Source organism: Reyranella sp. (genome assembly GCF_036558665.1).
Lineage (GTDB): Bacteria > Pseudomonadota > Alphaproteobacteria > Reyranellales > Reyranellaceae > Reyranella.
This window is the reverse complement of the sequence record NZ_DATBFE010000031.1, coordinates 1-21,822: the sequence shown is the minus strand read 5'-3', so window position 1 is coordinate 21,822 and position 21,822 is coordinate 1. Positions and strand designations below refer to the sequence as shown.

Below are 21,822 nucleotides of genomic sequence, written 5' to 3'. Positions count from 1 at the left end.
GGTCGGCACCTTGCCGGCGGGATTGAGGGCGAGGAACTGCGGCGTGCGGGTCTCCTTCCTGAGGAAGGACACCGGCTTGGCCTCGAACGGAACGCCGATCTCATGCAGCGCGATGTGCACGGCCATCGAGCTCGCGCCCGGGCTGAAATAAAGCGCGAGCGCAGTCACTCGGCGGGGCGGCGCAGCAGATCGGCTTCCGGCACGCCGGCTTCGTAGTCGGCCACCATTTTGTCGGCGTCGAACAGCACGCCGATCGGATTGCGCGCAAACGGCTCGGTATGGAAGTAGGAGGCCGCGCCCGCCTTGTCGAAGGCGTCGACCTGCAGCTCGACCTGGTTGCCGTCGGGATCCTTGTAGTACATCGACACGGTCGGGCCGTGATTGATCGTGCGCACCGGCACGATGCCCGCGGCCTTCAGCCGGCGATAGGTCGAAAGAAGCTGGCCGAGATCGGCGAAGCTGTAGGCGACGTGCGCGAGGCCCCAGGCATCGTCGGGCGGCTGCTTCAGGCCGGGCACCTGGACGAAGGCGACGCGGTGATGCTCGTCGTCGTAGGTGACGAACGAGATATAATCGTTCTCGAAGACCGGACGGGCGGCGAGCACGGTGCAGTACCAGTCGACCAGCGCCCGCTTGTTCGCCGTGCGCAGCACGAAGTGCGCGAACAGCGAGGGTGCCACGGGCTTGCCGTCGAGCGGCCGCCCGACTTGCCCGGCGTGGGAGTCCATGGAGACCTCCGTCAGTGGGCGTTCTTCGGCTCCCCCGGCTGCCGCGGCAGGAAGGCCGTGAACAGGCCCAAGCATAGCAGGAACGGCGTCACCTGGTAGACCGTGTCGATGCTGGTCATGTCGGCGATCTTGCCCAGCGCGGCGGCACCGAGCCCGCCCAGGCCGAACGAGAAGCCGAAGAACATGCCGCCGACCAGCCCGACCCGGCCCGGCATCAGCTCCTGCGCATAGACCAGGATCGCGGAAAAGGCCGAGGCCATGATCATCGCCACCGTGACCGCGAGCACGCCGGTCCAGAACAGGTTGGCGTGCGGCAGCATCAGCGCGAACGGGAGCGCACCCAAAATCGAGAACCACATCACGGGAATGCGGCCGATCCTGTCGCCGACCCAGCCGCCCAGCAACAGGCCCGCCACGATGCCGATCATGAAGGCGAACAGATAGAACTGTGCGTCCTGCACCGAGAGGTGGAACTTGTCGATCAGGTAGAAGGTGTAATAGGAGCCGAGGCTCGCCTGATAGACGTTCTTGGAGAAGAGCAGCACCACCAGGATGGCGACGGCCCAGAACACGCGGCCGCGCGACAGGTTATGCGGTGCGCTCGTGGCCACCTTGCCCTTCTTGCCCTGCACCGCCAGTCCGGGCGCGCGCCGGGCGCGATACCAGTTGCCGATCTGGAACAGGATCGTCATGGCGATCAGCGCCGCGGCGGAGAACCAGACGATGCTCGCCTGGCCGCGCGGCACCACGATGAAGGCCGCCAGCAGGGGGCCGCAGGCCTGGCCGAGGTTGCCGCCGACCTGGAACAGCGACTGGGCGAGGCCGTAGCGGCCGCCGGCCGCCATGCGTGCCACGCGCGAGGCTTCGGGATGGAACACCGACGAGCCCATGCCGATCAGCGCCGCCGACACCAGGATCATGGGGTAGGAGTGCGCGCGCGACATCATCAGCAGGCCGACCAGCGTGAAGCCCATGCCCGCCATCAGCGAATAGGGCTGGGGCTTGCGGTCGGTGTACATGCCGACGACCGGCTGCAGCATCGAGGCGGTGAACTGGAAGGCAAGCGTGATGAAGCCGACCTGACTGAACGAGAGGGCGTAGTTGTCCTTGAGGATCGGGTAGAGCGCGGGGACCAGCGACTGCATCATGTCGTTCAGCAGGTGGCAGAAGCTGAGCGAGAGGATCACCGCGAAGGTCGTGCTGTCGACGGATGCCTGGTGGGCGAGGGATGCCCGATTGCTCGTGGAACCGGCGGCCGCGGCCGCCATCGTATTGTCGGTCATGACGGCATACTAAAATGTGACCGCCGCCTCGACCACCGCATGGATGCAGAGCAGCCCTGTCATGGGAGCGAGCCACTTCAGCGGCGCGCTCTCCTTTGAGGATGCACGCAACGCCCGGGATGTCGTAGCGTTGTGGTGCAGCATCCGATGGCGGCCCAAGGCATCCCTACCGACGTTCCCGCGCGCCTCGATCGGCTGCCCTGGAGCGCATTTCACCGGCTGGTGGTGGTCGCGCTCGGCATCACCTGGATTCTCGACGGGCTGGAGGTCACGCTGGCGGGCTCCGTGGCTGCGGCGCTGCAGACCAGCCCGCGCCTGCATCTGTCGGCCGAGCAGGTGGGCCTCACCGGCAGCGCCTATCTTGCAGGTGCGGTGCTGGGCGCTCTCTATTTCGGCCATCTCACCGACCGACTCGGCCGCAAGAAGCTGTTCAACGTCACGCTCGGCGTCTATCTGCTCGCGACCGCCGCGACCGCCTTCTCGTGGAACTTCGAGAGTTTCCTGTTCTTCCGTTTTCTCACCGGAGCGGGGATCGGTGGCGAATATTCGGCCATCAACTCTGCGATCCAGGAACTGATCCCGGCTCGACTGCGCGGCCGTACCGATCTTGCGATCAACGGCAGCTTCTGGCTCGGAGCGGCCGTCGGCGCCATCGTCTCGGTGCCGTTGCTCGATCCCGACCTGTTCGACCCCGATCTCGGTTGGCGCATCGCCTTCGGCAGCGGTGCGGTGCTGGGCCTCGTCATCCTCTATCTGCGGCAGTTCCTGCCCGAGAGCCCGCGCTGGCTGATGATCCACGGCCGCGAGGGCGAGGCGAGCCGCGTCGTCGACGAGATCGAGGCGCGAGTGGTCGCCAGCGTGGGCGGACCGCTGCCGCCATTCAAATCTTCGCTCAGCCTCGGGATGCCGCACAGGCTCACGCTCGCCTCGGTCGCGCGCACGCTGCTGCGCGCCTATCCTGGTCGCACCGCGCTCGGCATCGTGCTGATGGCCTCGCAGGCCTTCGTCTACAACGCGATTTTCTTCACCTACGCGCTGGTGCTCACCAAATTCTACGGCGTGGCCGCCGACCGCGTCGGTCTGCACATCCTGCCCTTCGCGCTCGGCAACTTTCTGGGGCCGGTGCTGCTCGGTCCCTTGTTCGACACGCTCGGCCGCAAGCTCATGATCGCCCTGACCTATAGTCTCGCCGGCATCCTGCTCGCCGCGACCGGCTGGCTGTTCAGCGCCGATCTGCTCAGCGCCGCGACGCAGACGACCTTGTGGAGCATCGTCTTCTTCTTCGCCTCGGCCGCGGCGAGCGCTGCCTATCTCACGGTCGGCGAAAGCTTCCCGCTCGAGGTGCGGGCGCTCACCATCGCGCTGTTCTATGCCTTCGGCACGCTGCTGGGCGGCGTCGCCGGGCCGTGGTTGTTCGGCGTCCTGATCGAGGGCGAAGGACGCAGCGGCATCGTCTGGGGCTATCTTCTCGGGGCCGCCCTGATGGTGGTGGCGGCGTTGGTGGAACTCAGGCTCGGCGTCAGGGCGGAGGGGAAGTCGCTGGAAGACGTGGCGCCGCCGCTGTCCTCTTCGATCGGTTGAAGGACTAGGAAGGCCTGTCCGCGCTCTGCCGCGCACCGTACCGGGCAATCTCACCAAGCCACCGGATGAACGTCTCGATGGCCGCGCGCCGCGGATGACCGGGCATATAAAGCGGATAGTAGCCATAGCCGGGCAGTTGGAAGACGGACAGCGTGTGCTCGGGCCGCTGCGCAAGGGCCTGCCGGCTGTCGCCGACCAGATCGGTCCCGTCTCGTACGTGCAGTTGCAGAAGGCCGGCGACGCCTCCTTCCCGCGCGGCCATCGCTTCTACTGGAAGGCGCACTTCCCGCGACAGATCTCTGACGGGGCGATCGACACATTGCTCGATCGCTTCCCGACCGTTCCGTCGCCGCGTTCGTTCTTCGTATTCCAGCAGGTCGGCGGCGTGATCTCGTGGGTGTCGCCGTCGGCCACGGCCTACATGAACCGCGATGCCGCCTATGACTGCTTCCCGGTTTCGATATGGACCGACCCGGCTGGCGACGAAGCCTATATCGCCTGGGGGCGTGAAATGTACGCGGCGATGCGGTCCTTCGCGACCGGCGGCGTCTATGTCAACAACCTGGGTGACGAAGGCGAGGATCGGGTGAAAGCCGCCTACGGCGAGAACTGTGATCGCCTCGCGGCGCTCAAGCGCAAACACGATCCCGACAATCTTTTGCGCCTGAACCAGAATATTCGTCCGGCGTCGTGAGGTCGCCGGCCGCTGCTCCGCGCTTCCGCGGGCGAGGGATCTTCGGCTACGCCGGCACGGGAATGGCGCGCTGGTTGTAGAGCATCTTGCGGATGCGGGCCTGCTCCTCGGGCGGCAGCTTGGTGACGTCGGACGACAGATCGCTGCCGACCGCCATGCCTTTCTGCACCGCCGGCCGGGCACCCAGCTCCTCGAACCAGCGCTTGAAGTGCTTGAACTCCTCGATGTCCTGGCCCTGGCCCTTCCAGTTCACGGTCCACGGATAGGAGATCATGTCGGCGATCGTGTACTGGTCGCCCGCCAGGTACCTGTGCTTGTGGAGCCGGTTGTTCAGCACGCCGTAGAGCCGGTTCACCTCGTCGGTGAAACGGGTGATGCCATAGGTCTGGTCGCCGTGCTGCTTCTGGTCGACACGGCGGAAGTGGCCGCACTCGCCGGTCTTCGGTCCCTGGTTGGCCATCTGCCAGATCACCCACTGGTTCACCTCGTAGCGGGTGCGCAGGTCCTGCGGATAGAACTTTCCGGCCTTCTCGGCGATGTACATCATGATCGCGCCCGACTCGAAGATCGCGATCGGCGCGCCGCCGCCTTTGGGCTCGTGGTCGACCATCACCGGCATGCGGTGATTGGGATTCATCGCCAGGAAATCCTTGTTGAACTGATCGCCCTTCTGGATGTTCACGGGTACGATCTTGTAGGGCAGGCCACACTCCTCGAGCAGGATGGTGACCTTCTTGCCGTTGGGCGTGGGCCAGTAATGCAGATCGATCATGCGGTCATCCTCCTTGGTTGGCGGCGAGCTTATCGGGCGGAGCGACATGGGCAATAGCGCACAAGAAAAGATGATCGGCCGGTCGGTGCGACGGCTGGAGGATGTCCGGTTTCTGACCGGACGTGGCCGTTACGTCGGCGATATCGAGTGTCCCGACGCTCTATGGGGCCATATCGTGCGCTCGCCGCACGCCCATGCGCGCATCGGACGGACCGATCTGTCGCGGGCGCGCATGCTCGACGGCGTGCGTGGCATCTTCACGCACGCCGATCTCGCGGCCGACGGGCTCGGGCCGTTGCCCTGCATGGCCGCCGTGACGCCGCTGATCGTGCCGCCGCGCCCGGCGCTGGCGGATGGACGCGTGCGCCATGTCGGCGATCCGGTGGCCTTCGTCGTCGCCGACAGCGCCGACGTCGCGCGCACCGCGGCCGAGTCGATCGACGTGGAATACGAGTCGTTGCCGGCGGTCGTCGACGGGACGGCGGCACTCGCCGCCGGAGCGCCGACGATCTGGGACGAGGCCCCGGGCAATCTCGCCTTCCACGTCGAGCGCGGCGACGCCGCTGCCGTGGCCGAGGCGATCCGCGCGGCCGCGCACGTGGTCGAGATCGAGGTAATGAACAACCGCGCGGTCGTGGCGCCGATCGAGCCACGCGCCGGCATCGCGCGGTACGACGCACCGAGCGACACGATGGATCTCGAGCTGACGGGACAGGGACTGCACGGCATCCGCCGCCAGCTTGCCGAGTTCGTGTTCAGGGTGGCAGCCGATCGCATTCATCTCCACGCGCCCGATGTCGGCGGCGGCTTCGGCACCAAGAACTTCCTCTATCCCGAATGGGTGTTGCTGTTGTGGGCGGCGCGCAGGCTCGGCCGGCCGGTACGCTGGGAAGCCGAGCGCACCGAGGAGTTCATGGCCAGCGCCCAGGGCCGCGACATTGCCGCCAGGGCGAAGCTCGCGCTCGATGCGGCAGGTCGGTTCCTCGCGCTCGACGTGGCGATGGTCGCCAATCTCGGCGCCTACCTCTCGGGCAACGGTCCCGGCGCATCGGTCGTGGCCGCCTCGACGGCGCAGGGCGGCGTCTATGCCATCCCCGCGATCCATGTCGATGTGCGCGGCGCCTTCACCAACACCGTGCCGGTCGACGCCTACCGCGGGGCCGGCAAGCCCGAGGCCAACTACATCATCGAGCGCGCCATCGAGGCGGCGGCTCGCCGGCTCGGACGCGATCCGGCGGAGCTGCGGCGTCAGAACCTGATCGCCTCGTTCCCGCACAAGACCGCGATGGGTATGACCATCGACTCGGGCGGCTTCGTCGACAATCTCGACCGCGCGGTCGTACGGGCCGACGTCAAGGGCTTCGAGGCGCGCCGCGCCGACGCGAAGGCGCGCGGCAGGTTGCGCGGACTGGGCATCGGCTGCTTCCTCGAGACCTCGCGCGGTGCGCCCAACGAGGGCGCGGAGGTGACCTTCGCGAGCGACGGCGCAGTGACGCTCGCCGTCGGCACGGAGTCCAACGGCCAGGGTCACGAGACGGCGTACGCCCAGATCGCCGCCGACCGGCTCGGTCTGCCGCTCGGGGCGATTCGCTACGTGCAGGCCGATACGCGTGCGGTCAAAAGCGGCGCCGGCCATGGCGGCGCGCGCTCGATGCATATGGGCGGCACGGCCGCCGTGAAGGCGATCGAGGCCGCACTCGTCAAGGCGCAGCGGCTCGCCGCCCATCTCCTGCAGGCCTCCGAAAACGAGCTGGCGTTCGCCGGGGGACGCTTCTCGGTGCGCGGCAGCGATCGCGCCATCGCGCTTTCCGATCTGGCGAAGAGCGCCGACGATCCGGCTAACCTGCCGGAGGGCATGACGCCGGGCCTTGGCGTGCACGCGATGAACATGAGCGATGTCTTCACTTTCCCGAGCGGCTGCCACCTCGCCGAGGTCGAGATCGATCCCGAGACCGGGGCGGCGGCGCTCGTGCGCTACACCGCGGTCGACGACTACGGCCGGCTGATCAATCCGCTGCTCACCGAAGGCCAGGTGCAGGGCGGCGTGACGCAGGGCATCGGCCAGGCGATGCTGGAGCGTACGGCCTACGATCGGGGGTCGGGGCAGCTCCTCAGCGGCTCGTTCATGGACTATGCCCTGCCGCGTGCCGATGATCTGCCCGGCTTCGACATCGCGCTCGTGGAGCGGCCGACCAACGCCAATCCGCTCGGGGTGAAGGGCTCGGGGCAGGCGGGCTGCATCGCCGCACCTCAGACCGTGATGGCCGCGATCCTCGATGCGCTGCGCCCCGCCGGCGTCGAGCACCTCGACATGCCGGCGACGCCGGAGACCATCTGGCGGGCGCTGCACGGGCGCGATGCGATGAGCGAACGCTAAGCGGCCTTACTCTTCGGCTGCTTCTTGAAGAGCTTGCGCAGCTCGTCCTTGGCGTTCTCCAGCGTCCGGCGGCGGCGGGCCGACAGACCCTTGCCGGCGCGGTTGATGTAGAAGGTCAGCATCGACATGGCCGAGCGCAGCGGTGCGGACTTGCGGCGATGGCTGTGCTCGGCCGAGCGCTTGAGCGAGGCGGCGATCTTGTGCGCGCTCGCCTTCTTGAACACGCCGCCTTCGAGATCGAGCGCATCGCTGGCGCGTGTCACCTTGGCCGACCACTTCCGGGTCGACCGGCCGCGACTACGGCCGGTCCTGGAGCGGCGGGAATGTCGTCTTGCGGCTGCCATGACGGCGTAACGCCTTGCCGGCGAAGATCGTTGCCTCAGCGGGCGACGATGAAGCGGGAGAAGGGGCCGCGCTCGCCGGCCGGGAGGAGCGGCGGCACGCCGTCGACCTTGAGCTCCATTTCGCAGCTCGCCTCGTTGGACAGCGTCGCGAAATTGTCGAGCTTGTCGAAATCGGCCTTGGTGAAGCCCGCGTCGCGCAGCATGTCGCCCGCCTGCTGGCGCGTCGGAATGGGTTGCGGCTGGCCGGCCCGGCCGCTGCGATAGGCCGCCTCCATCGCGACCAGCACGTCGCGGAACAGCCGCTGGCCCTCGTCATCGAGCTTGTCGGGTCGGGAGATGCCGCCCATCGCGAATTCGCGGCAGGCTGGAAGATCGGCCTTCTGCAGGTGCCGCACCAGCTCGACTCGCGCGGCCATGGCCGCCACCACGCTCGCATCGTCGGCCTTGCGCAACATGGGCGCGATGACGTCGCGGCGCAGCTCGCCCACGACCTGCAGCGGCCGCGATGGCCCGCTGGTCGTGGGATTGCGCTCCTCCTCGCGGATCGCCGTGCGCAGGCGATCCTGCACATCGGGCCGGTCGGCGATGGCGAGGCCGACCAGCGGCATCGCGCGCAGCTCGGCCAACGCCTTCTCGGTCGGGCTGAATTGCTGATAGAGGGCATAGCCGCCCCAGACCACACCCAGCACGATCAGGGCGACCACGATCGAGGTTGCGAGCTTGCGGCCTTTCACGGCCAATGGACTAGCAGAAGGACGCCGCCCGAGGCCAGCCTGCGGCGGGTGCGCAATCGACGCATCCGGCTTGCCCATCGCCGGTGAGCTCTCGCATAGTGCATGGCGATGCCGATACATCTGGAAGTCTTCCACCCCGATCGCATCGCGGTCGCCGTCGCTCGCGGCGACATCTCGCTCGAGGACTACCGGAAGTTCCTGATGGAGATCGTGGCCGCGGGCATCCTGCATTATCGCAAGATGATCGACGTGACCTCGGCCACCTCGTCCGCGGTCGGGCGCGACGAGCTGCTCGCCTTCGAGGCGCAGCTCAGCGCCGGCAGCCAGGCGCAGAACCGGCCGCGCGGGCCGCTTGCGATCGTCACCGACCGCAAGCGTGGCGAGTTGGCCGCCACCTTCAAAGAGATGTCGTCGAAGGATCGACCGGTCGAGGTCTTCCGCACCATCCGCGAGGCCCGCCAGTGGCTGCTGGCGCAGCCGGTCCGCCAGCCGCCCGCGAAGGTGTCGTAGAAGCCGGTCCGGCGGGCGCCGCTATTTCGGCGTGTTTCTCTCGAGGAAGGTCCGCACCCGCTCGATCGAGTCCTGCAAATAGGTCGGGCCGCGCCAGTCCTTCTGGACCTCGATATTGGGAGCGAGGGCCGCGATCTCCTCGCTGGTCTTCGCCGGATGCGGCTTGTCGGTGCCGGGCTGGAGCAGGAGCGGCGTGCGGCAGTTCCTCACGAAGTCGCGCGTGACGGAGAACACGAAGTCCGAGCCGAACATGTTGCGGCCGAAGGAGTCGATCGTCTCCTGGCTGATCGAGGGATCGCGGGCGCGCACCGTCTCGCCATAGCCCTTGACCGCCGCATCCCAGACGTCGCGGTTCTCCCACAGACCGATCGGGTTCTGCAGCACCGCCGCCGCGACACGCCCGGAGTCGTGCTCGATCGCCTCGAAGCAGTAGCTGCCGCCGATGCAGCCGCCCATCACGTGGAACCGGCCGAAGCCCAGGTGGTCCATCAGCGCGAAATGGTCGCCGGCAAAGGTGTGCCATCCGTGGTCGGGCTGCACCTCGGCCACCGACTTGCCGGCATTGCGCTGGTCCATGCCGATCACCGTGAACCTGTCGGCCAGCGCGACCATCGGGTTCATCCAGGCGGCGGGCTGGTTGGGATCAGCCGGGCTTCCCCTCCAGTAGGCGAGCTGCGACTTGAGCCCGCCGGGGGCATAGAGCAGCAGCGGAAATCCCTGGCCGTGCACCTCGTAATAGAGCTCGGCGCCGGCGCGCCTGAACATCGGCATGATCGTCCTCCCACCCGAAGGACGACTATAGCGCAACAGCCGTGGCGCGCGCCCTGCTCACCGCGACAGGCGATCGCGCCGCAGCGTCAACTGCACGACGAGTCCCTCGCGGTCCCACCGGTACGAGATTTCGCCGCCGAACTGGCCGACGATCTGCTGTGTCAGGATGCTGCCGAAGCCGAGCGCCGGCGGCGCGCCGGCAAGCGCGGGACCCCCGTGCTCCCGCCACACCAGCAGGAACCTGTCGCCCTCGTCGGAGCCGGTGAGCTGGACGTGGCCCGACGGAGAGGAGAGGGCGCCGTACTTCGCAGCATTGGTCGTCAATTCGTGCAAAAGAAGAGCGAGGTTGGTCGCTGCCTGGCCGGCGACCGCCATCTCCGGCGCATCGAGGACCACGCGCAGCGCCTGCGTGGCCGGGTCGTTGTACGGTGCGGCGATCGCGGCCAGCAGGTCCTTCAGCGACGTCGCCCGCGCTTCCATCCCTTCGCGCTGCGGCAAGACCGGAAGGGTGAGATCGTGCGCGTGCGCGAGCGCAAGCAGGCGACCCTGCACGGCTTTCGCCAGCTCCCCGGGCGTGCGCGCCGAGTCCTTGCTCGCCCCGACGAGGCCGCTGGCCAGCGCAAACAGGTTCTTGATGCGGTGGTTCATCTCGCGCATCAGCAATTCGCTCTGCTCTTCGATGCGTTTGCGCTCGCTGATGTCTCGCGCGATCTTCGACGCGCCGATCACGCGGCCCACGCCGTCGCGGATCGGCGACACCGTCAGCGACACGGCGACCAGGCTGCCATCCTTGCGCCGGCGAATGGTTTCGTAGGTCTCGACGCGCAGACCGCGGCGGATACGATCGATGATCGACGCCTCTTCGCCGGTCCGGTCATGCGGGATCAACATCATGATCGACCGGCCGATTGCTTCGTTGGCCGAATAGCCGAACAGCTGCTCGGCGCCGCGGTTCCAGCTCGTGATCCTGCCCTCGAGCGTCTTGCCGACGATGGCATCGGCCGACGATTCGACGATCGCCGCCAGCCGCGCGCCCATCTCCTCGCCGCGCTTCAGGGCGCTGAGATCCACCAGCATGTTCACAGCGCCGATCAGGCGCCCTTCGCTGTCGAAGATCGGCGAGGGGTAGGGCATGAAGGGGATGCGGCTGCCGTCGGGGCGTTCGGCGATCGCTTCCATGCCTCGGTTGGGGCGCTTCTCACGCAACGCCTTCGCCATCGGACATTCGTCGTGCGGCAGCGGCATGCCGTCCGGCCAGTAGAGCTTCCACGAGCCGCAGAACTCGCTCTTGCCCAGCTCCGGCCGGCAGCCCCAGAGATCGACGGCGGCGTCGTTGTAGAAGGTGATGCGACCCTCGGCGTCGGTCGTGTAGATGGCCGCGGGCAAGGCGAGCAGCAGCTCCTGGAAATAGCGGATCGACTGCTGCTGCAGGTCCTCGCCGCCGTCACGAGGCGGCCGCGCGGCGGCGTTTTCGCGCACCCGACGCTCGAAGGTGAGGACCACCACGTCCTCGTTCGCCGCCGCCGGCGCGCCCTCGGACAATTCGCGAAGCCAGTTGATGGCGCCGACGATCTTCCCGACCTCGTCCTTGAGGACTTCGATATTTGCCAGGGCAAGGGCTCGTGTGCCGTCGGGGCGCTCGATGACAACCCGCCCGTTGCACACCGGATCGCCGGTCTGCAAGCTCGTCGCCATGGGGCAATCCGCGTGCTCGAGCGGTGTGCCATCGGGGAGATAGAGGCGATATGATCCGCAAAATCTCTGCTTCGGATCGAGCAGCCCGGGAGCCCGTCCCCACAATCGCACCGCGGCATCATTGTAGCGGACCAGAAGGCCATCCTCGTTGCAGATATATCCCGCGACGGGAAGCATATCGAGCAATCGCTCGGCGTTCAGGCGGACATAGCCCTGGGGCGACGCGCCGCGTCGCGCCTCGTCGGTCATCCCGTCCCGCGTTGTCATGGCCGCCCCCGGCTTCCCAGCCGTCCTATCGTAAGCGGCGTCCACGATCATGGAAACATTCTCCCGGCGGAAGGTTCGAGGGCCGAACAGGGCCTGGCGTGTTTGCGCACGGCTGTCAGCGGCGGCGCCGGCTCGCCGCCAGATAGAGCGCGCCGCCCAGGACGGCGTAGAAGGCGCCCACGATCGCCCAGGCTTCCGCCGGATCGACCTGCCGCTCGAGCACGGTGAGGGCCGCCTGGGTGAAGCACAAGAGGGCGATGATGCCGCCGACGATCGCGGCAAGAGCGAGCACCGCCCGGGTCACCGCGTCGGCCGCGGCATCGCGCAGGCTGCGGGCGGCGAGCGTGGTCGTGGCGAGACGGAGAAGGGGACCGATCATCGTGGAAAGCGCTCCCGAGGCGGGAGCGCTGCCGGGGACGGCCTTCGCCGCGGCCCGCCTAGGGCCGGCGACAAAGGTACCCCGCGAGGAAGCCGATGCCGATGATGGCGGCGAGCGTGCCGAACGGCCGCTCCTGCACCGTCTCGACCAGCGATTCCGTCGCCTTGTCGCGCAACTCGCTCGACTTCTTCGCCAGCGCGTCCATGCGGTCGCGGGCGGTGTCGCCGTAGTCGTCGATGAAATTCTGCGCCGCCTCGATCACGTTCTCGATGGCCTGCTTGCTCTTGGTTTCGACCACCTCGAGGGTACGGCTCGCGCCGTCGCTGGCTTCGGCTTCCATCGCCGCGGACAGCTTCTTGAGTTGCGCCTTCAAGGCATTGATTTCCTTGACCAGATCCTTGTTGGATGAGGCGGCGAGGCCGTTGGCGCGCATGGGTATCCCTCCGGGCTGCGAGGTTGAATCCTGCGCAGTAAACGCCATGGGCAGCCGAAAGTTTCCTGCCGGTCAGCCGTCCCAGACGTTTTGCGGCATCGGCAGGTTCGCGAAGTCGGCTGCGGCCAGCGGATGGCCATGCCCGACACCCTCTTTCTCCAGCAACATCATGTATTGCCGCACATGCTGGCCGCAGTGCCAGGTGGTGCGTTCCATCAGCTCGTGCAGGGACTGCGGACCATAGTAGGTGTCGAGCGTCTTGACCGGTGACGTGTCACCGCCGGCCCACCAGTCGGCGAAGCGCCGCCGCACCTGCTCTCCGTAGGCGACCAGCGTCGCGGCATCGGCCTCGGGTGCGGGCTCCTCGCGGAACATGGCCTGGACGAGCGGGATGCCATGATTGGCGCCAAGAAAGGCGTCGACCACCCGGAACAGATGGAAGCCGAGCGTGCGATAGCTGCGCGGCCGGCCCGGCACATGCGTGTCGAGACGGTCGTGGGGCATCAGCGGGATGAGCTCGAGCGCGGCTGCCATGAACCTGTCGACGCGCGCCGCGAGCTCGTCGGTCGAAAGCTGCGGCCCCGACTTCTCGTCGAGTCCCAGGAAGTCGACGATCTGCTTGGTGCTCTGGCCGAACACGAACCGGGTTCCGCGCGACAGCACCGGCACCGAGCGCACACCGAGCCGCTGCAGCTCGGCCAGGCCGGCCGGATCCTCGAGAACGTTCACCGAAACGAAGTCGATCCCACGGACCGATAGAAACTCCTTGAGTCTCAGGCAGCTCGTTCAGCCAGGCTGCCAGAACACCTTCAGCGGAAGATCGGTCTCAGCCGACATCGGGCCCTCCATGATGCCATCGGAGCCTACGCTCCACGATGTCCGCCAACAAGCATCTCACGCCGGCTTGTGACAGACGATGCAGACCTTGTTGCCGTCGGGATCGCGCACATACGCGCCGTAGTAGTTTGGATGGTAGTGCGTGCGCAGACCGGGCTTGCCTTCGTCGCTGCCGCCGGCTGCCAGCGCGGCGGCGTGGGCCTTGTCGACCGCCGCGCGATCTGCCGCGTCGAGCCCGATCGTGACGCCATTGCCGGCGGTCGCCGTCTTCTTGTCGAGTGGCCGCACGATCCAGAGCTGCGGCCGCCCGCCCGGCCGGCCGTAGGCCACCGCCTCGGGATAGTCGGCCTGGCGCTCCAGCCCGAGCGCCGCGGTGACACCTTCGTAGAAGCGCCTCGCGCGCGCGATGTCGTTGCTGCCGACGGTGACGTGGCTGAACATGACTGCTGCTCCCTCTCGCTAGACCGGCTGCAAACCGGCGCTCTTCATGCGCGCCTCCCACGCTCGCCTGTGGGCGTCGATGCGGGCCGCGAGGCCGTCCGGTGAGGAAGTCGCGACCTCGAGGCCAAGAGGCCTCAGCTCGCCCGCGACGTCGGGATCCTCGATCGCGGCGCGCAGCTCGCGATTCCACGCGGAGACGATGGTCGACGACGTCGTCGGCGAGGTGAAAAAGGCGAACCACTCCTCCATGTCGAGCTTGGGATAGCCGAGCTCGATGGCGGTCGGGATCGCCGGCGCGACGGCGAGACGCTTGCGGGCGGTGAGGAACAGGATGCGACAGCGTCCGCCGCGATGGGCCGGCAGCAGCGAGGTGATGGTGTTGACGCTGGCGGGAATGCGGCCCTCCTGCAGGTCGTTCACCATCGGCACGGCGCCGCGGTAGCTGACCGGTTCCAGGGTCTCGCCGGTGGATTGCGCCAGCAGGAGATTGAACACCTCTACGAAGGCGGCGTTCGACGACACCGCGATCCGCCGCCGGCGCGCGTCGCCCGCCTTCAACCATGCGATGTAGTCGGCAAGGCTTTCGATGGCGAGCAGGGGCGAGATGGCGAAGGCAACCGAGAAGGTGCCGATCTCGGTCACGGGCGCGAGATCATCGACCGGGTCGAAGGGGAAGTCCCGCGTCGCGAGCTTGGCGACAAGCGTGGTCGAGGAGAGGAGCGCGAGCTGCGATCCGTCGGCCGGACCCTTGCGCACGATCTCGCCAGGCACGGCGCCGAACGAGCCGGTGCGACTCTCGACCGACACACGACGGCCGAGCCGTCGTTGCAGCCGGGCCGCGATCGCGCGAGCCACGGTGTCGGCGCCGCCGCCGGCCTCGAAGCCGATGAAGATGCGGATCGGCTTGTCGGGCAGGTCGGCCTGGCCCCTCGCGACCCTGCTGGCGATCGCGGGAGCGGTCAACGCGCCCAGGGCGAGGAGCGAGCGACGATCCAACACCATGGCTCCATCTAGCCCGCCTTGGCGCGCCAGGGAAGGAAGCTCCGCTCAAAAAGCCCGGCGTCTCCTTACAGCGACCGAGTCGACGGACCGAGCGGTCCTCGCGGGGCCCCGACTGATGCCGATGTCGCGCAGCAGGTGATCGTCGAGGCCGCGCAAGGTGTCGAGTGGCCGTCGGTACGAGAGCGGCGGGACGCCGAGGCGGCGCATCATCTCGCGCAACAGGATGGCCATCGGGAAGGGACGGGCGAACATCGCGACCGAAATTGCGCGCGTCCGTCCGCCGATTACAGACTGCGACCGTTATACCGAGCATAAGCCGGCCTTCAGCGGAGCGCGCCGCTCCAGTGGCGCCCGGCCGAGGACGAGCGGCACCTGCAGTCCCGCGCTTCCATGACACCGCGCGCCGCAAGGCTCCGGCTCTTCCATGATGTCCGCGCGCGAGCAGGGGATTGCGATGTTCGGCACCCGAGCCGCCGCTGTGCCAGGACTTTGTTGTGACCTCGAGCCAGTTGTGGCCTAGAGGCGCACGCGCTTGCCTTCGCTGAAGCCGGCGGCGGCCCGGCGCAGCGCCGACACGGTCTCGCGCAAGCCGCGATGCAGCGGCTTGTCGCGGCGGAGCACGAGCCCGATCTTGCGCGAGAGTCGGCGCGTCAGCGACTGCACCAGGAGGTTGGACGCCTTGTACGGGCCGTCGACCGCCATGCGCGGGACGACGCCGCAGCCGAGCCCTGCGCCGACCAGCTCCTTGATCGCCTCGACGCTGCCCAGCTCCATGACCGGCTTGATCAGGAAGCCCGCCTCGGCGAACCAGTCGTCGACGATGCGCCGCGTCTGCGAGCCCGATTCGTGCAGCACGATCGGCTGGCCCGCGAGCACCGCAGGGGTCACGGTCTTGGGCAGCATGCCGCCCTTGCGCGGCGACAGCACGACGAACTCGTCGTCGAACAGCGGCGTCACCTCGAACATCCGTCCCGGCGCCGGCAGCGTCACGAGGCCGAGGTCGAGCGTGTTCTCCTCGACCTGCTTCAGGATGTCCGCCGAGTTGCCGGTGTTGACGATCACCTCGAGCGAGGTGAACTGGCGGCGCAGCTCGCGCAGCACCGGCGGCAGAAAATGGATGCAGGCCGTGGCGCCGGTGCCGATGCGTACGCGGCTGATCGAGCCCTCGACATAGGGCGCGATGGCATCGCGCGCCGCGGTCGTCGCCTCGAAGATGCGCCGCGCGTGGAGCAGCAGCTCGGCACCGGCGGGCGTCGGCGTCGCGCGCTTGCCGACGCGCTCGATCAGGCGCACGCCCAGCCGCTTCTCGAGCTGGCGGATCTGCAGGCTGACCGCCGGCTGGGTGAGATTGAGCCGGTCCGCCGTCGCCGAGAAGCTGCCGAGCTCGATCACCTGGGCGAAGGTGTCGACATGGTCGAGATTGAGGCCGCGCATTTCCAAAGTATCCCTTATGCTCTGCATAAGACAGAAAAGGAATACTAATATACAGGATCGGCCGAAGGCGCGCGACCCTCGCCGAAGCCCGGGCCCATTCGCTCTTTCAGCCGTCCCGCCAATCGAACGAAAGCGGCGCCTCGCGGAAAGCGAATCGGTCCAGATGGCGGGCGACCGCGCCCTTCAGCGCCTCGAGCTGGCCTTCGGCACTCGCCTGCAGGCGGCATTCGAGATCGCCGGCGCGTGCCTGCATCACCAGCGTGGCGTCGGCCGGCCAGTCGGCGCCGCGGGCGTCGCGCGGGAAAACCACCTTGCCTTCGGACTCCGAGAACTCGACGGCAAGGTTGTGGCTCCAGTGCTTGCAGAGCTGCTGGAGATAGCGGCTGCCGTTCGTGGTCGGCACACGAACCGTGGCGGAGCAGGTCATTTCAGCCGCTCGATCTTCTGCGCCGCCTCGTCGAGGATGGCGGCGATCTCGTGGAGTGTTTCGGCTCGCACGTTCTCGCGGTCGAGGCGATAGAGCAGGACCGTGCGCAGATTTCCCATGGCGCGACGGATCGGAGCGGGGTCGGCGCGTTCGCGCGCGGTGGCGAGCTGCGCGAGGCGGGCGAAGAGGGCTTCCACGTCTTCCTTCTTCGCGGCGAGCTCGGCGGTTCCGTCCGCGGTTGCCGCGAACGCCTTGCGCGCACCTGCCGCCGCCGCCTCTTCGATCTGGCCCATGTCCTGGAGCATCGTCAGGGTCGGATAAACGACGCCTGGACTGGGCACATAGAAACCGCCCGAAAGTTCCTCGATCGCGCGAATCAACTCGTAGCCGTGACGCGGCTGGTCGGCGATCAATTTGAGCAGAACCAGCCGAAGCTCCGCCGAATCGAAGACGCGGCGGCGCTTGCCCTGGCGCTCGCCATGCTCGTCCCAGCCTCGCCCGAAGCCGTGGCGACCGAAGCGGCCATGGCCGAAGTGATGCTTGTGCGGCCGGTGGCCGTATCCTTGTTGGCTGTAATGCACTTGCAGTGCTCCTGTAGTTTTTGACACTATCGAGATATATCTTGATCTGTCTAAGATACAAGAGCCACGAGCTGATTTTTCAAGAGATCAAGGCCACCCAATGAATATTGGTTTTGTATTTCAACTAGTTAAGAAGAGAAACTGGATCGCGACTCACGCCGTCGTTCCACCGTCCACCGGCAGGGCCGCGCCGGTGATGAACGAGGCCTCGTCCGACAGGAGAAACAGGGCGGCGTTGGCGATCTCCTCCGGCCGGGCGGGGCGCCCCATCGGGTTCTGACCAGCGCGTTGCTTCACGAGTTCTTCGGAATCCTGGCCGCGGGTGCTCTGCTGGTCGGGGCGATTGACGAAGACGCGCAGCATCGGCGTGTCGGTGGCGCCGGGGCAGATCACGTTGACCCGGATCTTCTCCCTGGCGACGCGTTTGGCCAGCGCCCTGGCGAAGCCCACGACGCCGAACTTCACCGCCGAGTAGACCGGGCTGAAGATCGAACCCTGCAGGCCGGACGTCGAGGCCGTGTAGAGCAGGCTGCCGCCGCCGCGCGCTCGCAGCTCGGGCAAGGCGGCTTCCGTGGTGACGAGCTGCGAGCGGAGATTGAGGTCGACCGCCAGCGCGAAGTCCACCATGTCGATACCCTCGACCGACGCCGGACCCGGATGGCCGAGATGGTTCCAGACGAAGTCGACGCCACCGAAGGCATTGGCCGTTTCGCGCACGATGCGCCGCGCATTCGCATCCTCGCGGAGGTCGGTCGTGATGCCGATCGCCTTGCCGCCCCCTTGCGTGATCTCGTTCACGACCCGATCGACGCTCGCGCCGTCGAGATCGACCACGGCGACGCACGCGCCTTCGCGCGCGAAGCGGACGGCGCCGGCGCGGCCCATGCCCGAGCCTGCCGCCGTCACGATCCCGATCTTGTCCTTCAGTCGCATGGTGTGTCTCCCGTGGTCGTTGTCCGTGCGCCGACGGCGACTCCGCGCGAAGATCGTCCGTTTGGCAAGTCAGCGATGGCCGACGCCACTGCGCGGGAATGGCCATTCGCGCTGGACGAACGCTGCATAGGGCCGGGCCATGGCGACCGGCAGGAGCGGCGGATCGCGGCGCGTGATCACGAGCAGACCGGCATCGACGCGTGGAACCGGGCGGAATGCCGCTGCCGGAATGCGGCGCGCGAGGTGCATTTCCCACCACGGCGCCCAGGCGGTGGAGAGCAGCGTCGAAGGCGGCGTGGCGGCGCGCTTCAGCGCCACTTCCCATTGCACGATGAGGTCGGCGCGCCGGAGCGAGGTCGCGGGATCGTCGAGTAGGCAGCGCAGGATATCTGTCGTGCGGCCGAAGGGCAGCGAGCCCATGACGCGGAAGGGCTCGCGCGGAAGGGTGACTGCAAGGACGTCGCCGCCGACGACTCGAACGCGATGCCCGCCCGTTTGTTCGCGCAGCCGCCGGGCCCAGTCAGGATCCGGCTCGATCGCGATCACGCGCACGGCGCGGCGGGCGAGGGCGAGCGTCAGCGCGCCCGAACCGGCGCCGATCTCGACGACAAGCTCGCCGGGCGTTAGTCGCGCGTCTTCGACGATGCGGTCGGCAGTGGCGGGATCAAGAAAGTTCTGGCCGAGCCGGCGCCGCCGCCAGTCCCGGTCGGTCCGCCGCCGGGCGGACACGGAAGAACACCATGGTCATGGACCGGCTTCTAGCATGGCGAAGGTGTGGGGCTCCACAACTTGTCGTTCGAGCCGACGAGGCATCGGCCCTCGGATGATTGTGACTCGCCGGGGCGACCAGCATACTGGGTAAGCGTCAGGACTGCGCGGAGACGTACCCGATGCAGGCTCGGTTGCTTACATGGCTGTCCACTCGGCCAGAAGCTCTTGTCGTGCAGGCAGGACGGATCGGCGCCGATCCGGCGGACAGCAACGAAACGGCGTTGCAGAAACGACTCGCCGTTGCACTGTGCGTGGGCACGCTGCCGCTCACGATGCTGTGGAGCGCGATCTATCTTCTCGCCGGCGTTCCGGCCGCCGCCGCGATTCCGGCCTTCTATTCGGTGTTCACGCCGGTCAACACCGCTTTCTTCGCGTGGACGCGCAATCTCGAACTCTACCGATTTACCCAGCTTCTGCTGATCCTGATTCTACCTTGGCTGGTGACGATCGCCTTGGGCGGCTTCAGGGAATCGAGCATCGTGATCATCTGGGCTGCCCTGTGTCCCCTGGGATCGCTTCTGCTCGAGGACATAAGGCGGACGCTGCTGTGGATCCTGGGATTCGCCGCGTTGTTGATCGTCACCGCCTTGCTGCAGCCGCATCTGGCGCCGGTCGGCCTGCCCGACTCCTTCGTTACCTGGTTCTTCGTACTCAATGTCGGCTCGGTGATCGCGATCGTCTTCGGGCTCCTGCGCTATTTCGTGGGCCGCCGCAATTTCTTCCAGGAACGCTCGGAGATGCTGCTGCTCAACATTCTGCCGAAGGAGATCTCCGAGGCGCTGAAGGCGGATCAGCGTACCATCGCCGCGCAGTACGATGCGGCCAGCATCCTGTTCGCCGATGTCGTCGCCTTCACGCCGATGGCGGCCACGATGACCCCGCTGCGCCTGGTCGATCTGCTCAACGAGGTGTTCCAGTGCTTCGATATGCTGGTGGAGAAGTACGGCGTGGAGAAGATCAAGACGATCGGCGACTGCTACATGGTCGCCGCGGGAGTGCCGCGCGGTCGTGACGATCACGCCCATGCCCTGGTCGATCTTGCGCTCGATATGCGGGCCGAAGTCGATCGGAGGTTGTTCGGCGGCCGGAAGCTGACGTTCCGCATCGGCATCAATTCGGGACCAGTGGTCGCGGGCGTCATCGGCCGCAAGAAGTTCATCTACGATCTGTGGGGCGAAACGGTGAACATGGCGAGCCGCATGGAGTCGCACGGACAGAGCGGCACCATCCAGATCACGCGCAGCACCTTCGACCTGGTGAAGGGCGACTTCGATTGCGAGGCACGAGGGTTTGTCGATGTCAAGGGCGCGGGTCGCGTCGAGACCTGGCATGTCACGGGGCGCAAGCGGCCCGATATCGCCGGGCACGCCAAGGCGATGTCCGTGCCCTTCGAGCCGGCGCCGGCGCAAAAGACAGGGTAGCCCGGCGATCCGGGCCGGATCGGCGGCCCGGCTTCAAGGTGAGCTTGCGCGACGTGGCGGGCCGGCTGGTGGATCGGTCCGCCTGAAGCTCGGTCGCGCCGCATGGCGCTCGTAGTAGCGCGCGAGATGGGTTGCCCTGGCGAGGGCCTCGGCGCCTTCCGGCGCCTGGCCGAGGCGATGCAGGATCGGCATCAGGTTGATGTCGGCGAAGGTGAACTGCTTGCCGACGAGATGGCCGGTTCCGGCGACCGCCTTGTCGAGAACATCGACCTGCGTGCGCACGTCGGGCATCACCGCGTCGATCGCCGCGCGGTTGGGTGCGCCGTCGGCGGTCCCGGGCGCGATATGGGCGAAGAGGTAGGTGCGGATCAGGGTGCGGTCGATCGTCGTGTTCACGAGCGACACCCACTGCTCGACGAGCGCCGCAAGATGCGGATCGGACGGGAAGACAAAGGGCGCCGGGAAGCTGCGGTCAAGCCAGGTGGCGATGGCCTTGGATTCGAAGAGCTCGACCTCGCCGTGGCGCAGCACCGGCATCTTGCCGAAGGGATGGATGGCGCGGATCTCGGCGGCATGCAGCGGCCGCTCGGTCAACACATAGTCGATGCCCTTCTCCTCGCACACGATGCAGACCACGCGGGTGTAGGTCGAGCGCAGGGAGCCGATGATCTCCGGTATCGCCATCGCCGGTCCCCTTCTGCATCACGACGCCGCCGGCGCGTAGGCGGCGGCGAGCTGGCGGGAGACGAGGCGGGCGTAGAGGCCACCCTTCGCCAGCAGCGAGGCGTGCGTGCCGGTCTCGGCGACGCGGCCCTCGTCCAGGACCACGATCAGGTCGGCGTCGCGTACCGTCGAGAGGCGATGGGCGATGACGATCGTGGTGCGGTCGGCCTGCAGCAGGTCGAGCGCGCGGCGCACCGCCTGCTCGTTGAGGGCGTCGAGGTGCGAGGTTGCCTCGTCCAGGATCAGGACCGGCGCATCCTTGAGGAACGCGCGGGCGATCGCGACCCGCTGCCGCTGCCCGCCGGACAGGCTCATCCCGCGTTCGCCGACCGCGGCTTGGAGCCCGTCCGGCAGGGCAGCCACCAGCTCCCCCAGCGAGGCGTGCCGGATGGATGCCTGCAGCTCGGCATCGCTCGCCTCCGGCTTGGCGATCAGGATGTTGCGCTCGAGCGTGTCGTTGAACAGGTACGTGTCCTGCGCGACCAGCGCGATCCGGCTGCGCAGCGCGTCGATCCTGTAGTCGCGCAGGTCGACGCCGTTGAGCGCGATCGATCCGTCATCAGGATCCCAGAAGCGCATCAGCAGCTGCGCCAGCGTGGTCTTGCCCGCGCCGGACATGCCGACCAGCGCCACCGTCTTGCCGGCCGGGATCTCGCAGGTCACCTCATCCAGCGCCCGGCGATT

Annotated in this window: 26 protein-coding genes; 5 read left to right on the top strand and 21 right to left on the bottom strand. The window is 67.5% G+C overall.

The window, feature by feature from the left end; genetic code table 11:
• The 3 genes from VH499_RS26130 to VH499_RS04890 form a co-directional block, all read right to left on the bottom strand.
• A partial coding sequence (locus tag VH499_RS26130) for a glutathione S-transferase N-terminal domain-containing protein (RefSeq protein ID WP_414709745.1) occupies positions 1-168 on the bottom strand: 168 nt, incomplete at its 3' end.
• Positions 165-728, bottom strand: a complete 564-nt coding sequence (locus VH499_RS04895; RefSeq protein ID WP_332051574.1) for a VOC family protein — start codon at positions 726-728, stop codon at positions 165-167. The genes VH499_RS26130 and VH499_RS04895, both read right to left, overlap by 4 nt.
• Positions 729-739: 11 nt before the next feature.
• Positions 740-2,011, bottom strand: coding sequence for an MFS transporter (locus VH499_RS04890; RefSeq protein ID WP_332051573.1), 1,272 nt, complete (start codon positions 2,009-2,011; stop codon positions 740-742).
• Between the two features lie 147 nt (positions 2,012-2,158).
• On the opposite strand from VH499_RS04890, the gene VH499_RS04885 reads away from it, so the two are divergent.
• The gene (locus VH499_RS04885; RefSeq protein ID WP_332051572.1) at positions 2,159-3,592 is read left to right on the top strand and encodes an MFS transporter; all 1,434 of its coding nucleotides are present in this window, start codon (positions 2,159-2,161) and stop codon (positions 3,590-3,592) included.
• Positions 3,593-3,728: 136 nt separating this feature from the next.
• Positions 3,729-4,286 carry a BBE domain-containing protein gene (locus tag VH499_RS04880; RefSeq protein WP_332051571.1) on the top strand — a complete coding sequence of 186 codons (558 nt, stop codon included), beginning with the start codon at positions 3,729-3,731 and terminating at the stop codon, positions 4,284-4,286.
• A gap of 46 nt (positions 4,287-4,332) precedes the next feature.
• On the opposite strand, the gene VH499_RS04875 is transcribed toward VH499_RS04880, so the two are convergent.
• Complete coding sequence (locus VH499_RS04875) at positions 4,333-5,058, bottom strand: glutathione S-transferase family protein (RefSeq protein WP_332051570.1); 726 nt, start codon at positions 5,056-5,058, stop codon at positions 4,333-4,335.
• Between the two features lie 46 nt (positions 5,059-5,104).
• Here VH499_RS04875 and VH499_RS04870 point away from each other — a divergent pair, with 46 nt between their 5' ends.
• Positions 5,105-7,435 carry a xanthine dehydrogenase family protein molybdopterin-binding subunit gene (locus VH499_RS04870; RefSeq protein WP_332051569.1) on the top strand — a complete coding sequence of 777 codons (2,331 nt, stop codon included), beginning with the start codon at positions 5,105-5,107 and terminating at the stop codon, positions 7,433-7,435.
• On the opposite strand, the gene VH499_RS04865 is transcribed toward VH499_RS04870, so the two are convergent.
• Both VH499_RS04865 and VH499_RS04860 read right to left on the bottom strand, forming a co-directional pair.
• A complete protein-coding gene (locus VH499_RS04865; RefSeq protein WP_332051568.1) occupies positions 7,432-7,779 on the bottom strand; it encodes a DUF3175 domain-containing protein in 348 nt (115 codons plus the stop codon). The genes VH499_RS04870 and VH499_RS04865 overlap by 4 nt on opposite strands.
• Positions 7,780-7,814: 35 nt before the next feature.
• Positions 7,815-8,513 carry a hypothetical protein gene (locus VH499_RS04860; protein ID WP_332051567.1) on the bottom strand — a complete coding sequence of 233 codons (699 nt, stop codon included), beginning with the start codon at positions 8,511-8,513 and terminating at the stop codon, positions 7,815-7,817.
• A gap of 108 nt (positions 8,514-8,621) precedes the next feature.
• Between VH499_RS04860 and VH499_RS04855 the strand changes: the two genes are divergently transcribed.
• Positions 8,622-9,023: a hypothetical protein gene (locus VH499_RS04855; RefSeq protein ID WP_332051566.1), complete on the top strand. Its 402-nt coding sequence runs from the start codon at positions 8,622-8,624 to the stop codon at positions 9,021-9,023.
• Between the two features lie 21 nt (positions 9,024-9,044).
• On the opposite strand, the gene VH499_RS04850 is transcribed toward VH499_RS04855, so the two are convergent.
• From VH499_RS04850 to VH499_RS04790, 13 genes are all read right to left on the bottom strand, one after another.
• Positions 9,045-9,794, bottom strand: coding sequence for an alpha/beta fold hydrolase (locus VH499_RS04850; protein ID WP_332051565.1), 750 nt, complete (start codon positions 9,792-9,794; stop codon positions 9,045-9,047).
• Between the two features lie 57 nt (positions 9,795-9,851).
• Positions 9,852-11,756 carry a PAS domain S-box protein gene (locus tag VH499_RS04845; RefSeq protein WP_332051564.1) on the bottom strand — a complete coding sequence of 635 codons (1,905 nt, stop codon included), beginning with the start codon at positions 11,754-11,756 and terminating at the stop codon, positions 9,852-9,854.
• Between the two features lie 115 nt (positions 11,757-11,871).
• Positions 11,872-12,135: a hypothetical protein gene (locus VH499_RS04840; protein WP_332051563.1), complete on the bottom strand. Its 264-nt coding sequence runs from the start codon at positions 12,133-12,135 to the stop codon at positions 11,872-11,874.
• A gap of 58 nt (positions 12,136-12,193) precedes the next feature.
• Entirely contained in the window at positions 12,194-12,568 is a 375-nt protein-coding gene (locus VH499_RS04835) for a hypothetical protein (RefSeq protein ID WP_332051562.1), read from the bottom strand.
• Positions 12,569-12,640: 72 nt separating this feature from the next.
• Positions 12,641-13,345, bottom strand: a complete 705-nt coding sequence (locus VH499_RS04830; RefSeq protein ID WP_332051575.1) for a glutaredoxin domain-containing protein — start codon at positions 13,343-13,345, stop codon at positions 12,641-12,643.
• A 117-nt stretch (positions 13,346-13,462) separates the two neighbouring features.
• Entirely contained in the window at positions 13,463-13,846 is a 384-nt protein-coding gene (locus VH499_RS04825) for a VOC family protein (RefSeq protein ID WP_332051561.1), read from the bottom strand.
• A gap of 18 nt (positions 13,847-13,864) precedes the next feature.
• Positions 13,865-14,848: a Bug family tripartite tricarboxylate transporter substrate binding protein gene (locus tag VH499_RS04820; protein ID WP_332051560.1), complete on the bottom strand. Its 984-nt coding sequence runs from the start codon at positions 14,846-14,848 to the stop codon at positions 13,865-13,867.
• Positions 14,849-14,893: 45 nt separating this feature from the next.
• Positions 14,894-15,100: a DUF1127 domain-containing protein gene (locus VH499_RS04815; protein WP_332051559.1), complete on the bottom strand. Its 207-nt coding sequence runs from the start codon at positions 15,098-15,100 to the stop codon at positions 14,894-14,896.
• A gap of 264 nt (positions 15,101-15,364) precedes the next feature.
• The gene (locus tag VH499_RS04810) at positions 15,365-16,282 is read right to left on the bottom strand and encodes a LysR family transcriptional regulator (RefSeq protein WP_332051558.1); all 918 of its coding nucleotides are present in this window, start codon (positions 16,280-16,282) and stop codon (positions 15,365-15,367) included.
• A 106-nt stretch (positions 16,283-16,388) separates the two neighbouring features.
• Positions 16,389-16,709 carry a DUF2218 domain-containing protein gene (locus VH499_RS04805; protein WP_332051557.1) on the bottom strand — a complete coding sequence of 107 codons (321 nt, stop codon included), beginning with the start codon at positions 16,707-16,709 and terminating at the stop codon, positions 16,389-16,391.
• On the bottom strand, positions 16,706-17,290 hold the full coding sequence (locus VH499_RS04800) for a PadR family transcriptional regulator (RefSeq protein ID WP_332051556.1): 585 nt from the start codon (positions 17,288-17,290) through the stop codon (positions 16,706-16,708). Before VH499_RS04800 ends, VH499_RS04805 begins: the two co-directional genes overlap by 4 nt.
• Positions 17,291-17,443: 153 nt before the next feature.
• The gene (locus VH499_RS04795; protein ID WP_332051555.1) at positions 17,444-18,223 is read right to left on the bottom strand and encodes an SDR family NAD(P)-dependent oxidoreductase; all 780 of its coding nucleotides are present in this window, start codon (positions 18,221-18,223) and stop codon (positions 17,444-17,446) included.
• Between the two features lie 69 nt (positions 18,224-18,292).
• Positions 18,293-18,952 (bottom strand): rRNA adenine N(6)-methyltransferase family protein, encoded by a 660-nt coding sequence (locus tag VH499_RS04790; RefSeq protein ID WP_332051554.1) that lies wholly within the window; start codon positions 18,950-18,952, stop codon positions 18,293-18,295.
• Positions 18,953-19,164: 212 nt separating this feature from the next.
• On the opposite strand from VH499_RS04790, the gene VH499_RS04785 reads away from it, so the two are divergent.
• Positions 19,165-20,415, top strand: coding sequence for an adenylate/guanylate cyclase domain-containing protein (locus tag VH499_RS04785; RefSeq protein ID WP_332051553.1), 1,251 nt, complete (start codon positions 19,165-19,167; stop codon positions 20,413-20,415).
• 33 nt (positions 20,416-20,448) lie between these two features.
• On the opposite strand, the gene VH499_RS04780 is transcribed toward VH499_RS04785, so the two are convergent.
• Entirely contained in the window at positions 20,449-21,099 is a 651-nt protein-coding gene (locus VH499_RS04780) for a glutathione S-transferase family protein (protein ID WP_332051552.1), read from the bottom strand.
• An 18-nt stretch (positions 21,100-21,117) separates the two neighbouring features.
• On the bottom strand, positions 21,118-21,822 hold a 705-nt coding region (locus tag VH499_RS04775), incomplete at its 5' end, for an ABC transporter ATP-binding protein (protein ID WP_332051551.1).

Coding starts and splice junctions, on each gene's coding strand:
- VH499_RS04895 (WP_332051574.1), bottom strand. CDS start 728: ATGGACTCCCACGCCGGGCAAGTCGGGCGGCCGCTCGACGGCAAGCCC.
- VH499_RS04890 (WP_332051573.1), bottom strand. CDS start 2,011: ATGACCGACAATACGATGGCGGCCGCGGCCGCCGGTTCCACGAGCAAT.
- VH499_RS04885 (WP_332051572.1), top strand. CDS start 2,159: ATGGCGGCCCAAGGCATCCCTACCGACGTTCCCGCGCGCCTCGATCGG.
- VH499_RS04875 (WP_332051570.1), bottom strand. CDS start 5,058: ATGATCGATCTGCATTACTGGCCCACGCCCAACGGCAAGAAGGTCACC.
- VH499_RS04870 (WP_332051569.1), top strand. CDS start 5,105: ATGGGCAATAGCGCACAAGAAAAGATGATCGGCCGGTCGGTGCGACGG.
- VH499_RS04865 (WP_332051568.1), bottom strand. CDS start 7,779: ATGGCAGCCGCAAGACGACATTCCCGCCGCTCCAGGACCGGCCGTAGT.
- VH499_RS04855 (WP_332051566.1), top strand. CDS start 8,622: ATGCCGATACATCTGGAAGTCTTCCACCCCGATCGCATCGCGGTCGCC.
- VH499_RS04850 (WP_332051565.1), bottom strand. CDS start 9,794: ATGCCGATGTTCAGGCGCGCCGGCGCCGAGCTCTATTACGAGGTGCAC.
- VH499_RS04845 (WP_332051564.1), bottom strand. CDS start 11,756: ATGACAACGCGGGACGGGATGACCGACGAGGCGCGACGCGGCGCGTCG.
- VH499_RS04840 (WP_332051563.1), bottom strand. CDS start 12,135: ATGATCGGTCCCCTTCTCCGTCTCGCCACGACCACGCTCGCCGCCCGC.
- VH499_RS04835 (WP_332051562.1), bottom strand. CDS start 12,568: ATGCGCGCCAACGGCCTCGCCGCCTCATCCAACAAGGATCTGGTCAAG.
- VH499_RS04825 (WP_332051561.1), bottom strand. CDS start 13,846: ATGTTCAGCCACGTCACCGTCGGCAGCAACGACATCGCGCGCGCGAGG.
- VH499_RS04820 (WP_332051560.1), bottom strand. CDS start 14,848: ATGGTGTTGGATCGTCGCTCGCTCCTCGCCCTGGGCGCGTTGACCGCT.
- VH499_RS04815 (WP_332051559.1), bottom strand. CDS start 15,100: ATGTTCGCCCGTCCCTTCCCGATGGCCATCCTGTTGCGCGAGATGATG.
- VH499_RS04810 (WP_332051558.1), bottom strand. CDS start 16,282: ATGCGCGGCCTCAATCTCGACCATGTCGACACCTTCGCCCAGGTGATC.
- VH499_RS04805 (WP_332051557.1), bottom strand. CDS start 16,709: ATGACCTGCTCCGCCACGGTTCGTGTGCCGACCACGAACGGCAGCCGC.
- VH499_RS04795 (WP_332051555.1), bottom strand. CDS start 18,223: ATGCGACTGAAGGACAAGATCGGGATCGTGACGGCGGCAGGCTCGGGC.
- VH499_RS04780 (WP_332051552.1), bottom strand. CDS start 21,099: ATGGCGATACCGGAGATCATCGGCTCCCTGCGCTCGACCTACACCCGC.